We start from the raw sequence: 13743 nt of genomic DNA, 5'->3' as shown, positions 1-13743 counted from the left end.
TTTTTAATTCAGATTAATCTCAGAGCACCATCTTGTAAAGTCATTTATTGAAAGGAAATCTTCCGTGCCGAAACACTCAGCTCATAAACCCAGTAGTTTGGCGGTCAATACGGATCGTGCGTTTGTGGCATGTTTGCGTGAGCACAGGACTTTATCCAGAGCGGCAATAGCTACACAAACAGGCATTTCTAAGCCCACTGTCTCAGAGTCTGCTCAACGTCTATTAACTCGTGAATTGATTTCTGAATGCGCAGTGAAAGATACGCAGACCTCAAAACGTCCCGCTGTTCTTTATGAGATCAATAAAGATCGTGGCATCTCCATTGCTATTGTTCTAGAGGAAAACCGCAGCCAACTCTGTGCAACAGACTTGCAAGGCAATGTTCGTCAACTTGAAAGTAAGGAATTCCCCAGAGGGCGCACTGTTAAGCAATTCGAGGATGACTTAGTGGATTTCATCCGTTGCACAGTTGAGCAAATCAGCCTGCCTCTGTTATCGATAGGAGTGTCCATTGCTGATCCGGTTCACCCCAAAACGGGACGTGTTGTTCCGATGCCACACTCCCCTTTCCCAACGGCCCAACAAATCAACTTTGTTGAGCTGCTGACAACAGAGTTTCAATGCTCTTTGACCATTGATAACGATGTGAATTGGGCGACATTACACGAGCAACAAACGACTGATTTCAATAACTTCCTCTACGTCTTTTTAGGCCTAGGCATTGGCTGTGGCTTGTATTTTGATCAAACCTTGATACGAGGCCACAACGGCATGGCTGGGGAAATAGGCTATCTAACCCTTAACAACGAAAAGAATTTACTCGAAAGTGTCTACACTGAAGCCTTCTATGAATCCGCTAAAAGTCAGCCTGAGCGTGTTCATAAAAATAACTTTGAGGACATTGCTAAAGCGCTACGCTCTGTCTGTGAGGTCACTGCGCCACAGTCGATTATTTTAGGGGGTGAACTGACGCAAAATGAACGCTTTAGCGAGACGCTCATAACACAAGCGAAATCGCTATTGCCCAATACGACTATCAAAACAAGCCATAGCCCAGAAGCAGCATCACTCCATGGCGCAGCTCATGCGGCCCATGAGTTGGCGTTGATCTCACTCGGATTATTAGATGAACAGTCAACTTCATCATATTTAGGTTTCTACAGCATGAGCTTCATTGAGGAGTCTGCGTAGTATGATTCAACCATCCATCTCACTGGGCAATCTATTTAGTGAAACCTACTTTGGCTATGTGAAATACCCAGCTGGCAGCACATTGGGACCACGTATTCAGCGTGGCATTGAGTTCGTTTATTTGATTTCAGGTCAGATCGACATCACGGTCGATGGGGCGAAACAGCGCTTGCTACCAGGCCATATGGCACTGATGCTACCTGGGCGGCAAGAGCATTATCAATTTCACAAAGAACAGCCGACGGTTCATGCCTGGTGCCAATTGGACTTTGATCAGTGTCCAAATGACATCGTTGAGGGATTTGCCAAACTGCCCGCGACGCTGCCCATGCCCAAAGATGTGGAAGAGTTAATGAATGTAGGGCTTGGTATTACCAACTCCCAATCCTTCGCCAATCAATCGGTGCTCTTACGACTGGCGGAAAGCTTGGCGCAATATTATGTCGACATGGCCGAACTGCCCGATCAGCGTCGACCACAACCCACCTCGCGTATTGTCCGTAATGCCATTCACTGTATGCAGGCTCACCTTTCAGACAACTTACAATTAGAAGACTTAGCCGCCGCCAGTCACTGCTCGGTAAACCACCTCATCAATCAATTTAAAGCGACGGTGGGTACGACCCCAATGCGTTATCTATGGCGCCTCAGACTTGACCGTGCTGAAAGCCTACTGCGCCACACCCCGCTCTCCATCACCCTCATTTCAGAGCAATGTGGTTTCGCTTCACCGTTCCATTTTTCACGACTGTTCAAACAGACCCACGACCTCTCCCCACGTCAATATCGCGACAACCTTTCGAAATAGAGTGTGATCTCAGATAGGTTTTGATCCATATCAGGCATGTACCGTTAAGCCTGTTTCTTAGGACAATCTCCCCATGAGATTCGTTGCTGCTAGCTCTGCAGTGAACGTCTCAAAATAAAAATAACAAGCACAACAGTGCCATGCACAAACCTAATGGCACTGTGTGTCACTCATGGGAGACTTCTATGACTCTGCGCGATTACAGTTTAACTGGCGCTTCCAGCCGTCTTGCTCAAGAGCAAGGACTAGCGTCGGCCACCTGGTATCAAACCGATATTCCCCGCAAAACGATGAAGACGCTAATGAAGCGCTCTGATGGCCCCGCTATTCGTGATACGGCGATTTGGCTGCTCTGCCTCGTCTCGTTCGCTACGGCGTTGTATGTGTCTTGGGGGACCTTGTGGGCAGCACTGGTCTTTTTCTGTTATGCGCTGTTATACGGCACTGCGTCAGATTCTCGCTGGCATGAATGCAGTCATGGAACAGCGTTTAAAACCCCTTGGATGAACAACGCCGTATATTACCTCGCCAGCTTTATGGTGATACGCGAGCCCAAGGTATGGAAGTGGAGTCATGCTCGCCATCACACCGATACCATTGTCGTTGGACGGGACTATGAAATTATGGGGCACCGCCCAACACGAGTTCTGCGCCATATGCTAGCCATGGTTGGCGTGCCGCAAACGTGGGGCACTTTGAAAAGTCTAGTGCGTCATGCTGGCGGCCGCTTATCCGCCGACGAACAAAGCTTTATTCCATCTATGGAGCTGACTTCTGTGTTTCGCACCGCCCGCGTCATGTTGGCTCTTTATGCCTTGTGCATTGGCTTGGCCGTAGGTTTTCAGTCATGGTATCTAGCATTGATAATCGGTCCCCTACCAGCCATGGGCGGTGTTTGGTTAGCCTATGTCTTTGGCCTGACCCAGCATGCTGGCCTCGCGGAAAATGTGCTCGATCATCGCCAAAACTGCCGAACTATTTACATGAATCCCGTGTTCCGTTTCTTGTACTGGAATATGAATTACCACATCGAGCATCACATGTTTCCGATGGTGCCTTATCACCAGCTTCCAGCGTTGCATCAATTAATGAAGCACGATTGCCCTCCAGTGTATCGCAGCACTTGGTCGGCCTTTAAAGAAGTGGTGACGGCCATGTGGCGACAGCGAAAAGACCCTGAACACTATGTGCGTCGCGAGCCACCTCAGAATCCAGCAGAAGATATCGCAACCACCACCATGGCGGCTCAAACCGCTTAGCACTTACTACTCAAGAGACACGCACCATTACAATAATAAAGGAGACTGTTATGTCGAATTGGATCGAAGTTTGCGCCCTAGATGAAATTGACGAAGAAGATGTGGTGCCGTTTGATCACGCAGGTCACACCTACGCCATTTACCGTTGTCCCGAAGGGGATGTATTTGCCACCAGCGGACTGTGCACCCATGAACGCATTCACCTTGCCGATGGCTTAGTGATGGATGACATCATTGAATGCCCGAAACACAATGGCCGCTTTAACTATAAAAATGGCCAAGCCCAAGGTGCGCCAGTATGCGAGCATTTAAAAACCTTCGCGACCAAAATAGAAAACGACACCATCTACATTGAGGTAGCGCCATGAGTCAGACAATGGTGATCATTGGCGCAGGCGAAGCGGGCGTAAGGGCCGCTCGCACCCTGCGTCAGCATAGCCCAGACATCGAGATTCATCTGTTTGAGCGCGAGAATGGCCTGCCTTATGAACGCCCGCCCCTTTCCAAAAGTGCCTTATTGGACGAAGCGTTTACGCGCCAGCTCATTATCTCTGAAGAAGAGTTAACGCAGTTGTCGATTCACTATCATAGTGACACCTATGTGGACGAGTTATTGCCTGCGTCTAAGCAAGTTCATCTATCCAATGGGCAATATCTGGCTTTTGACAAACTGCTCATCGCCACTGGCGCCAAAGCACGGGCATTGCCTTTGCTGCAACAAAAAGGCTTGGATTCACACCCTTTACTGTTTTCATTGCGAAGCGCTGCTGATTGTCAGCGTATTCGTGCCCACGCCTTAGCGGGGCAACATGTGGTCTTGGTCGGTGCAGGGTTTATTGGTTTGGAGCTTGCGGCCAGTCTTCGCAGTAAAGGCTTAAAGGTGACCGTGCTTGAGTCTCAAGCACGTATTCTACAACGTGCCGTGCCTGCCCCTATCGCAGAGGTGTTGGCACAGGCCCATGCCGATCAGGGTGTTGATATCCGCTTAAACTGTCAGATTGAGGATATTCGACTCGATCATGTGGTTGAAGTCGATCTTGTTGGACAAACCCGCCTTACCGCCGACTGGCTTGTGGTGGGCATTGGTGCAGAGCCAAATATTCACTTAGCCAACCAAGCTGGCTTGGCCCTTGAAAATGGCATTAAAGTGACTGCCGCGATGAAAACCTCCCACCCTGATATCTATGCTGCTGGCGATGTCTGTAACTTTCCCCTCTCCCGTTATGGCACTCAAGTGCGACTGGAATCCTGGCGTTGTGCGCAGGAGCAAGCGGAAATCGCTGCGCTCAATATGCTCGGTCATAGGGCTCAATATGAGCAAGCCCCTTGGTTCTGGTCCGATCAATACGATTTAGGACTGCAATCTGTTGGTTTGTCGATCAATCCGGTAACTAGGCTAGAGCGACGTTACGATGAGCGAACACGCCTTTATGTGGAACTCAATGAACAACAGCAAATTTTATGCGCTTGCGCTATTGGACCAGGCAACAGTGTCGCCAAGGATATTAAGGTCATCGAGCGCCTTATTAACCAAAACAGCACAGTCGATATCACCACTTTGGGGGATGTAAACGTGCCACTTAAAAGCTTATTAAAGCGAGCTAAGGAGTGCGCATGAGTTTAGTAATATTGCAGTCCATGTGGGCAATGGAAAATATCCTGCCCAACAGTGAAACACTGCCTATGCCTGACGCCATTGCACAGATTAAAGCGCACGGCTTTCAGGGTGTCACAGATCATATGATGCAACGACAGCAGGTACTGCCACTGATACGAGAATTAAAAGCCCATGGGCTAACGATGGAGGGGCAATGTTTCCCTACCAGTGTGGACGCGTTACAACCCACGCTGGAGCTGGCGGCAGAATTTCGTCCCCACCATGTGACCATTCAACCGAATGTGCGCACCCATGACCTCAAACAAGCAATGGCATTACTAGAAGGCTGGCAACGGTTAGTGGAGCAAATTGATGTGCCAGTTTATATTGAAACCCACCGTTACCGCTTAACCAATGATCTGCTGTTTACCCTAGAGATCCTGAAAGAACTGCCAAATTTACAGCTGCTCGGGGATCTCTCCCATTATGTGGTCGGCCATGAAATCCCCTTTGATGAAGGTGCCGATGAGGAAATCAAGCAACTGCAACACATCATGCGTCATTGTCATGCCTACCATGGTCGTGTTGCCAGCCGCGAGCAAGTGCAAATCCCGCTTGGCTTCCCACAGCACCAAGTATGGGTTGAGGCGTTTCGCTCCCTGTGGCGTTGGGGCTTTCAAAACTGGCTTGAACGTGCGAACAAGAATGACACTCTGTCCTTTACCTGTGAACTGGGCACACGTCCCTACGCCATCACCGGAGCAGACGGCCACGATATCAACGATCGCTGGCAAGACTCATTGCGCCTCAAGCAGATGGCGGAAGAGATCTGGCAGGAAGTCAGCTCATAAAAAAACGCCCGATTTCTCGGGCGCTTGCTTAACGAAGGAGCGGAATAACTTCGTTAGAAAATCATTAAACCTAGACCGATGATGACGCCTGAACCAAGTAGAGCAAGTAGGCAGTACCCCATCACATCTTTTGCTCCAAGCCCTGCGATAGCCAAGGCAGGTAGTGCCCAGAAAGGTTGGATCATGTTGGTCCAAGCATCCCCCCATGCGATTGCCATGGCGGTTTTCGCAGCGTCCACACCCAACTCAGCGCCAGCCGGCATCATGACCGGAGCTTGCACTGCCCATTGTCCGCCACCCGATGGTACAAAGAAGTTCACTATGCCAGCACTTAGGAAGGTAAATAGTGGGAAAGTGGTTTCATTGGAAATCGCCACAAAGCCTTGAGAAATAAGACTTGCCAAGCTGTCACCAGAGCTACCCACTGCTGTCATCATCCCCATAATCCCTGCATAGAACGGGAATTGAAGTAAGATACCTGAGCAGTTTTTCGCGCCATCGGATACAGCGTTTAGTAAGCTTTTCGGTGTGCCGTGTAACAAGATGGCGGTGAACAAAAAGGTGAAGTTCACGATATTAAGATTCAGTGCAAAGCCGTTCTGAACAAAGTAGTACACGACAAATACGTAGCCCATTAGACCGATTAAACCAGAAAGCACACGGCTATTTTCCATGCGTTCTGCAGGTGTCATGGACGCTTTATCGATCGACTCAGCGGCATTCGACTCTAATAATTCTGAGGTATCGAATTCGATCGTATCTTGCGGCGCTGGATGCATTAAGCGATTTAATAGGGGAATGGTCACCAGCATCACCAACAATATAGTGATGTTCATCGGTGAAAAAATCGTCTCCGACGTGGGGATCGCTGCGGTCACTGCACCATTCGTTACAGTCTCAATGTTCGCACCACCTGCGATTGCCAATGGGATCGAGCCAGACAAACCCGCGTGCCAAAACAAGAAACCACTGTAAGCAGAGGCGATTAATAGACGGTAATCCACTCCGCGTATTTTAGCGGCAAGTTCACGAGCAAAAATGGCACCAACAACTAAGCCAAAGCCCCAGTTGACCCAGCAGGCAATGGCACTGACAACTGTCACCAATACGATGGCTTGGCCTGGTGTTTTGGCAATGCCTGCCATAATGGCAAGTTTACGTTTGAACGCAGGCGCACTGGCCATGGCATGACCTGTCACTACAACCATGGCCATTTGCATGGAGAAACTGAGCAGCTTCCAAAAGCCACCTGCCCAAGCTTCAACCACTTGAACAGGGCCTTGCCCAGTACTGGGCATCACCAATGCGAACACCACTAGTGTTAGGACAATCGCAAAAATGAATGGATCCGGTAAGTAACGTTGTAATAGCGTTACGAAGAAGTAGCTTATCCGTTGTAAAGCGGTTTTCTGAGTCATTGAATGAGACATATGTTTTCCCGATTTTATAGTTATTTTAGGTAGGGCTTGTGGCCCTATTTTTACCACTTGCTTTTACTGAACGAACTCAGTGTGATTGACTGATCAACATGGCAACGCCCATGCCTCCGCCGATACACAAAGTCGCCAATCCTTTTTCAGCTTTTTGTTTTTGCATTTCATGAATAAGTGACACCAATACACGGCATCCAGAGGCACCGATCGGATGGCCTAAGGCAATCGCACCGCCATTGACGTTGACTCGTTCAGGGTTGAGCCCAAGCTCTTGCCCCACGCACAGTGCTTGCACAGCGAAGGCTTCGTTAGCTTCAACCAAATCTAAATCCGCAACCTGCCACTGGGCTTTTTGCATCGCTTTTTGGGTGGCAGTAATCGGGCCTGTTCCCATGATTTTCGGATCTACACCCGAGGTTGCAGACGATTCAATGGTGGCTAGCACAGGCAGGCCTAGGCGCTTCGCTTCTGCATCTGTGGTCACCACAACCATGGCAGCGCCATCGTTTAAAGTGGAGGCATTGCCCGCAGTAACACTGCCTTCTTTAGTAAAGGCTGGACGCAATTTCGCGAGAGACTCAGCCGTGGTGTAAGGACGAATCTGCTCATCTTCTGCCACAACGATGGGTGAGCTCTTACGCTGTGGAATGGTGATAGGGATGATCTCATCCTGAAAACGCCCTGCTTCTTGTGCCTTGGCCGCTTTTTGCTGTGAAGCTGCTGCGAAGTCATCTTGTTGAGCACGGCTGATTTGCCATTGATCTGCAATGTTCTCCGCAGTCTGTCCCATATGGTAATCGTGGAACGCATCCCATAAGCCATCAGTGATCATCGTATCCAGCATTGACCAATGGCCCATTTTTTTGCCCGTGCGACTTTGTGGCAATACATGAGGCGCTTGGCTCATGCTTTCTTGTCCACCTGCTACCACTACTTTGGCATCACCATTCAGAACGGCTTGAGCCGCGAGCTGAACGGCTTTCAAGCCTGAACCACAGACCATATTGATGGTCATCGCTGAAACATGATTGCCAAGTCCAGCGTTTAAAGTCGTTTGACGTGCAGGGTTTTGGCCACAGCCTGCGGTTAACACTTGACCAAGTATCACCTCATCAATGTGTTCTGCTAACGAAGGCTGCTTGTCTAATAATCCTTGTAATACTTGAGTGCCAATGTCTACCGCACTGAGTGGTGATAGCGCCCCTTGGTATGCCCCGATTGCACTTCGTCCTGCTGCCACGATTACCGCTTTCATAATGTATTCCTCTTGTCTTAAACCATGATCATAAGAAAAATAAAGCCGTGAATGTCTCCCGTACCAAACGAGATTTCAAGCCTTATGCGAACGTCATTTCCGGCACATGATCAGGAACGATCAACTCACCGGCCGTTTTCTCTTTGATCTCTTCAATAGAAACCCCTGGCGCACGTTCTTTAAGAACGAAGCAACCATTTTCGATTTCTAACCAAGCCAGATCGGTTAAGACTTTCTTGATGCAGCCTTTACCCGTCAATGGTAAAGAGCAGTTAGATAGCAGCTTTGATTCGCCACTTTTAGAAGCATGTGTCATGGTGACAATGATGTTGTCTGCGCCAGCCACAAGATCCATGGCGCCGCCCATTCCTTTTACCAGTTTATTAGGGATCATCCATGAAGCGATGTTTCCATTTACATCCACTTCAAAAGCCCCCAACACGGTTAAGTCCACGTGACCACCGCGAATCATGGCAAAGGATTCTGCGGATGAGAAAATGGATGCGCCAGCGACTGCGGTAACCGTTTGTTTGCCTGCATTGATCATGTCAGCGTCTAAGGTTTCTTCTGTCGGGAACGCTCCCATGCCTAGCAAACCATTTTCTGACTGCAACATGACATCCATACCTTCAGGGACGTAGTTCGCCACTAAGGTTGGAATGCCGATACCCAAATTTACGTAAAACCCGTCGCGCAGTTCTTGTGCCACGCGCTGTGCCATTTGTTCTCGTGAAAGAGCCATAGCAACCTCTTATTATTGTTGGATTAGGAGAAACCGTTAAGAACGAACGGTGACTTTTTCAATGCGTTTCTCAAATGAGCCTTGGATGACACGATCCACATAAATACCTGGTGTGTGGATTTGAGACGGCTCAAGTTCGCCCACTTCGACGATCTCTTCAACTTCAACCACGGTGATTTTGCCTGCTGTTGCAGCCAGCGGATTAAAGTTTTGAGCTGTATGACGGTAGATCACGTTGCCAAAGCGGTCGGCTTTCCAGCCCTTCACGATGGCAAAGTCTCCGGTAATGGACTCTTCTAAAAGGTATTCTCGATCATGAAAGCTGCGTGTTTCTTTGCCTTCGGCGACGGGTGTACCAACACCTGTAGCCGTGTAAAAAGCAGGGATACCAGCCCCACCTGCACGCATCTTTTCCGCTAAGGTGCCTTGAGGGGTGAGATCAACTTCCAACTCACCGTTCAGCAGTTGCTGCTCGAACAATGCGTTCTCGCCCACATAAGAGGCAATCATTTTCTTGATCTGCTTATCTTCTAATAAGATGCCTAAACCAAAACCGTCGACACCACAGTTGTTCGACACAACGGTGAGGCCCTTGGTTTGGCGGCGCTTGATTTCTGCGATGAGATTTTCTGGAATGCCACAGAGGCCAAAGCCACCGGCAATGATGGTCATACCATCTTCTAGACCTGACATGGCCTCTTCGTAGGATACGACTACTTTGTCAAAACCCGCCATCACGCCACTCCTAATTATTATTGTGTGATTAATGCTGTCTGGGATGTATGGCAAACAGTTTGACTTATTGGTAAAAATTAATTAATTTTATTTTTCATATTTATTAATAAGAAAAACAAATGAATATCAAGCAAGTGAAGGCCTTTTTGTCCGTCGCAGAGTCGTTAAGCTTTGCTCAAGCCGCTAATCAACTGCACTTATCTCAACCGGCCCTAAGCCTTGCTATCAAAGGGCTTGAAGAAGCTTTGGGCGGGAAACTGCTAACCCGTACGACTCGAACCATTGCGCTAACGCCCGAAGGGGATGCCCTCGTTCCGATTGCCAAACGTTTGTTAGCACAGTGGCAAGATGCGGAAGACGAAATGAAGCAACGCTTCGCTCTGCAACTGGGGAAGATCTCTATTGCAGCCATGCCTTCATTCGCTGGATCATTGCTCCCTAAAGCGATTCAACAATACCATCAGCGCTTTCCAAATATTCAAGTTGCCATAGACGATGTGCTCTCTGATATCGTGGTAGAACGAGTTGCCAACAACAGTGTTGAACTGGGTGTCACCTTTGAGCCTCAACATTCGGAAGGTCTGACGTTTTATCCTCTGTATAACGATGAATTTATTGCCATTCTACCGAAACAACATCCACTAGCATCCCAACAAGAAGTCACTTGGACGACTTTGTTACAACACAATTTCATCACCCTACAGCGCCCCTCCAGTGTCCGAAAGATGATAGAAAATACGCTCAAGGACGCCAATATTGATTTGACCGTTGCCTTTGATGCTCACCAATTAACTACTGTGATTCGCATGGTCAGTGAAGGCATGGGGGTGGCGGTGGTTCCAGCCACCTGCCGACAACAAATTCGCGAACAGAACGTGGTTGAACGAACCATTACCTCCCCTTCTATAGAAAGGACGGTCGGCGTCATTTGTAAGCCACGATCCATGTTATCTATAGCCGCAGCCGCTATGCTCGACACCTTAATGGATGCCTTTGCTCAACCGATTAAACAAAGTGAGTCAGACTCATGAAAACATCATCGACATCGAAACTACGCCAAGCGGCGGATACCTATCGCACCATTTTAGATGCCCTTGAAGAATGGGTGGTCGTGGTGGACCACAACGCGCGGATCTTCTTCTTGAACCGTCCATACGCACGCTTTTTAGGGGTTAATGCGGATGATGTAAAAGGCAAGAAAGTCACTGATGTCATCGAAAACACACGAATGCATATCACCATTGAAAAAGGTGTAGCCGAGCGCTTATCCATCCAGAAAATTCGCGGTAGCAATATGATCGCCAGCCGCTTTCCGATTACGGATCAAGGCAAAGTCATCGGTGCTGTGGGTACGGTTATTTTCCACGATACCTATGAGTGGAAGCGAATTAACAGCCATATTAAAGCCCTACTTGCAGAGCATGAATTTCGCGCACAAGACAAAAACACCCCAGAATTACCTACCAGCAGTCATTATCGCTTAGCCGATATCGTCGGCGACAGCAAAGCCATTAAAGAGCTGAATCAAACCATTACGCAAGTCGCATCGGGCGATGTCACCGTCCTATTAAGAGGTGAGTCAGGGACAGGGAAAGAGCTTTATGCTCATGCCATTCACCAACTTTCAGAGCGAGCCGATGCACCGTTTATTAAAGTAAACTGCGCTGCTATTCCTGAGAATCTTTTAGAAAGTGAACTGTTCGGCTATGAAGAAGGCGCGTTTACTGGGGCCAAAAAAGGCGGTAAAGCCGGTAAGTTTCAGTTGGCCCATGGTGGCACCTTGTTCTTGGACGAGATTGGCGACTTGCCCTTATCTATGCAGGCGAAGTTACTGCGCGTTCTTCAAGAGCGAGAAGTTGAGGCTGTGGGCAGCACATCACCCAGTCCCGTCAATATCCGCTTGATTACCGCTACGCATCGCCCTTTAGAGACTCTGATCAAAGAAGGGAAATTTCGCGAAGACCTTTATTACCGCATTAATGTCGTCAATGTCTCACTGCCACCACTTCGTGAAAGACAAGAAGACATTGCCAAGCTGGCTGAGCACTTCTTACAAGCCTTGTCACGTCGAACTGGCCGTCGCGCCCCTAAGCTAACAGCGCAGGCAATGACCGCACTACTGGAATACCATTGGCCTGGTAACATACGTGAGCTAGAAAATATCATGGAAGCAGCATTTTTCACGGCACAAGATCGTAAGATCCCCTTGTCACTGTTACCTTCGAATGTTCGTAATCATACCCAGTTAGAAACGTCCGTTGAACAAAGTAACGAAAGCGCGACAACATCAGTCTACACAACAACAGGTACTCTCAAAGAACAAATGGATCGGGCTGAAAAAACAGCTATCAAACAAGCACTTAGTCAAGCGTTTGGCAACAGAACACTGGCAGCAAAACAGTTAGGCATTAGCAAATCCACCCTCTATGAAAAGCTGAGCAAGCATCAGATAGCCTAAAATATCATGCATTTTGTCCGAATAATCGAACGCCGTCCGATTATTCGGACACCTCAATTATCATTTTTGATTAACAAACCATCACAAAGCGTTCGATTTCTCGGACTATATCTGTGAAAAAAATCTAAACCAAACACCATAAAAACCATAAGCAATTGTTTTTAAATGATTTTTACCAATTGGCATCTTTATTGATATAGAAACTTCCGCTAGATAATTGCCTCTGCATTGGAATGCATTCAGGCACTAAAACAACAATAACTACAGGATCTCATTATGAAGAAAACTCTTGTCGCACTGTCATGCGCGTCAGCGCTTGCCCTATCTGCTCCAACTTATGCAGACTTCGATAAGATTCGCTGGCAAGTACCGATGTCCTTCTCTTCTACTCTCACGGCTCTTGGCGACACTATGCCAGAAGTCTCTAAAATGCTAAGTGATGCCAGTGACGGTCGAGTCAAACTGCAAGTCTTTGAGCCCAATACCGTCATTCCAGCCTTGGGCGTTTTTGAAAACGTCAGTAGCGGTACCATTGACGCTGGCTATTCTTGGATGGGTTATGAATGGGGACAAGTACCAGCCTCTGCCCTATTTGGCGCAACCCCCTTTGGCTTAGAGTCTAGCGAATTCACCGCATGGATGTATTTCCATGGCGGCAATGAAATGCTTAAAGACCTTTTCAAACCACATAATGTTTACCCTATTCTCTGTGGAACAATCAGCCCAGAAGCAGCGGGCTGGTACCGAAATGAAATTAATACCCCTGAAGACATGAAAGGGCTTAAGTTCCGTGCCGCTGGTGTGGGTGGTGAAATCATGTCAGAACTAGGTATGTCGGTAACGGTTCTACCTGGCGGTGAACTGTATCAAGCGCTTGAAACAGGCGTCCTAGATGGTACTGAGTTCTCGATCCCAACCGTGGATCAGCAACTTGGATTCTATCAAGTGGCCAAACACTACTACCTGCCAGGCTGGCACCAACCTAGTACGAACCAATTTTTATACATCAATCTAGATAGCTGGAATGGTCTAAACAAGCAGACTCAATCACTGATTGAGAACACCTGTATGGCCGCAAACACTTTGTCTATCGCCAAAGCAGAAGCCATGCAAGGCGCTGTGTTATCTGACTTTGAAGAGAAAGGTGTTCAACTGCACCAGTACTCACCAGAAATCCTAATGGCGTTTGAAGAAGCGACGCAAAAAGTAATGGCTCGCCGCTCAGCAAGCGATAAAGCTTTTGGTGATATTTACGCTTCCATGAAAGCATTCCAAAAAGAGCACAGCTCATGGAAGAAATTCGGCTACTTACCACGTGATTGGGGCAATAACTAAGCCACACAACACTGTGTAACGTCGTTGTAAGAGGCCAGCCTACGCTGGCCTTGTTCGCTCATTTCTGATTTGGAATTC

General features: G+C 48.2%; 13 protein-coding genes. 9 read left to right on the top strand and 4 right to left on the bottom strand.

What is annotated here, in order from left to right; all coding sequences use genetic code 11:
• The first annotated feature begins 64 nt into the window (after positions 1 to 64).
• From C8D85_RS01050 to C8D85_RS01025, 6 genes are all read left to right on the top strand, one after another.
• The gene (locus C8D85_RS01050; protein ID WP_162847514.1) at positions 65 to 1192 is read left to right on the top strand and encodes an ROK family transcriptional regulator; all 1128 of its coding nucleotides are present in this window, start codon (positions 65 to 67) and stop codon (positions 1190 to 1192) included.
• Between the two features lies 1 nt (position 1193).
• Entirely contained in the window at positions 1194 to 2000 is an 807-nt protein-coding gene (locus tag C8D85_RS01045; protein WP_133559506.1) for an AraC family transcriptional regulator, read from the top strand.
• A gap of 185 nt (positions 2001 to 2185) precedes the next feature.
• Entirely contained in the window at positions 2186 to 3259 is a 1074-nt protein-coding gene (locus tag C8D85_RS01040; protein ID WP_133559505.1) for a fatty acid desaturase family protein, read from the top strand.
• 50 nt (positions 3260 to 3309) lie between these two features.
• On the top strand, positions 3310 to 3627 hold the full coding sequence (locus tag C8D85_RS01035) for a MocE family 2Fe-2S type ferredoxin (protein WP_133559504.1): 318 nt from the start codon (positions 3310 to 3312) through the stop codon (positions 3625 to 3627).
• Positions 3624 to 4877 (top strand): NAD(P)/FAD-dependent oxidoreductase, encoded by a 1254-nt coding sequence (locus C8D85_RS01030; RefSeq protein ID WP_133559503.1) that lies wholly within the window; start codon positions 3624 to 3626, stop codon positions 4875 to 4877. The genes C8D85_RS01035 and C8D85_RS01030 overlap by 4 nt, the downstream gene beginning before the upstream one ends.
• A complete protein-coding gene (locus C8D85_RS01025; protein WP_133559502.1) occupies positions 4874 to 5707 on the top strand; it encodes a sugar phosphate isomerase/epimerase family protein in 834 nt (277 codons plus the stop codon). Before C8D85_RS01030 ends, C8D85_RS01025 begins: the two co-directional genes overlap by 4 nt.
• Before the next feature lie 53 nt (positions 5708 to 5760).
• Here C8D85_RS01025 and C8D85_RS01020 read toward each other — a convergent pair whose 3' ends face one another.
• The 4 genes from C8D85_RS01020 to C8D85_RS01005 form a co-directional block, all read right to left on the bottom strand.
• Positions 5761 to 7137 (bottom strand): short-chain fatty acid transporter, encoded by a 1377-nt coding sequence (locus C8D85_RS01020; RefSeq protein WP_133559501.1) that lies wholly within the window; start codon positions 7135 to 7137, stop codon positions 5761 to 5763.
• A 76-nt stretch (positions 7138 to 7213) separates the two neighbouring features.
• On the bottom strand, positions 7214 to 8395 hold the full coding sequence (locus C8D85_RS01015; RefSeq protein ID WP_133559500.1) for an acetyl-CoA C-acetyltransferase: 1182 nt from the start codon (positions 8393 to 8395) through the stop codon (positions 7214 to 7216).
• A gap of 82 nt (positions 8396 to 8477) precedes the next feature.
• Positions 8478 to 9137, bottom strand: a complete 660-nt coding sequence (locus tag C8D85_RS01010) for a CoA transferase subunit B (RefSeq protein WP_133559499.1) — start codon at positions 9135 to 9137, stop codon at positions 8478 to 8480.
• A gap of 36 nt (positions 9138 to 9173) precedes the next feature.
• A complete protein-coding gene (locus C8D85_RS01005) occupies positions 9174 to 9872 on the bottom strand; it encodes a CoA transferase subunit A (RefSeq protein ID WP_133559498.1) in 699 nt (232 codons plus the stop codon).
• Positions 9873 to 9991: 119 nt separating this feature from the next.
• Between C8D85_RS01005 and C8D85_RS01000 the strand changes: the two genes are divergently transcribed.
• The 3 genes from C8D85_RS01000 (at position 9992) to C8D85_RS00990 (ending at position 13665) form a co-directional block, all read left to right on the top strand.
• The gene (locus C8D85_RS01000; protein WP_133559497.1) at positions 9992 to 10903 is read left to right on the top strand and encodes a LysR family transcriptional regulator; all 912 of its coding nucleotides are present in this window, start codon (positions 9992 to 9994) and stop codon (positions 10901 to 10903) included.
• Positions 10900 to 12330 carry a sigma-54 interaction domain-containing protein gene (locus tag C8D85_RS00995; RefSeq protein ID WP_133559496.1) on the top strand — a complete coding sequence of 477 codons (1431 nt, stop codon included), beginning with the start codon at positions 10900 to 10902 and terminating at the stop codon, positions 12328 to 12330. The genes C8D85_RS01000 and C8D85_RS00995 overlap by 4 nt, the downstream gene beginning before the upstream one ends.
• Positions 12331 to 12606: 276 nt before the next feature.
• Complete coding sequence (locus C8D85_RS00990; protein ID WP_133559495.1) at positions 12607 to 13665, top strand: TRAP transporter substrate-binding protein; 1059 nt, start codon at positions 12607 to 12609, stop codon at positions 13663 to 13665.
• Positions 13666 to 13743: the final 78 nt, after the last annotated feature.

The organism is Marinomonas communis (genome assembly GCF_004363305.1).
Taxonomy (GTDB): domain Bacteria; phylum Pseudomonadota; class Gammaproteobacteria; order Pseudomonadales; family Marinomonadaceae; genus Marinomonas; species Marinomonas communis.
This window is presented reverse-complemented; position numbering and strand designations above follow the sequence as displayed.

Excerpts from the sequence above, each read along its gene's own strand:
- C8D85_RS01040 (WP_133559505.1), top strand. The coding sequence starts at position 2,186 with ATGACTCTGCGCGATTACAGTTTAACTGGCGCTTCCAGCCGTCTTGCT.
- C8D85_RS00990 (WP_133559495.1), top strand. The coding sequence starts at position 12,607 with ATGAAGAAAACTCTTGTCGCACTGTCATGCGCGTCAGCGCTTGCCCTA.
- C8D85_RS01025 (WP_133559502.1), top strand. The coding sequence starts at position 4,874 with ATGAGTTTAGTAATATTGCAGTCCATGTGGGCAATGGAAAATATCCTG.
- C8D85_RS01030 (WP_133559503.1), top strand. The coding sequence starts at position 3,624 with ATGAGTCAGACAATGGTGATCATTGGCGCAGGCGAAGCGGGCGTAAGG.
- C8D85_RS01005 (WP_133559498.1), bottom strand. The coding sequence starts at position 9,872 with ATGGCGGGTTTTGACAAAGTAGTCGTATCCTACGAAGAGGCCATGTCA.
- C8D85_RS01015 (WP_133559500.1), bottom strand. The coding sequence starts at position 8,395 with ATGAAAGCGGTAATCGTGGCAGCAGGACGAAGTGCAATCGGGGCATAC.
- C8D85_RS01010 (WP_133559499.1), bottom strand. The coding sequence starts at position 9,137 with ATGGCTCTTTCACGAGAACAAATGGCACAGCGCGTGGCACAAGAACTG.
- C8D85_RS01000 (WP_133559497.1), top strand. The coding sequence starts at position 9,992 with ATGAATATCAAGCAAGTGAAGGCCTTTTTGTCCGTCGCAGAGTCGTTA.
- C8D85_RS00995 (WP_133559496.1), top strand. The coding sequence starts at position 10,900 with ATGAAAACATCATCGACATCGAAACTACGCCAAGCGGCGGATACCTAT.
- C8D85_RS01035 (WP_133559504.1), top strand. The coding sequence starts at position 3,310 with ATGTCGAATTGGATCGAAGTTTGCGCCCTAGATGAAATTGACGAAGAA.
- C8D85_RS01045 (WP_133559506.1), top strand. The coding sequence starts at position 1,194 with ATGATTCAACCATCCATCTCACTGGGCAATCTATTTAGTGAAACCTAC.
- C8D85_RS01020 (WP_133559501.1), bottom strand. The coding sequence starts at position 7,137 with ATGTCTCATTCAATGACTCAGAAAACCGCTTTACAACGGATAAGCTAC.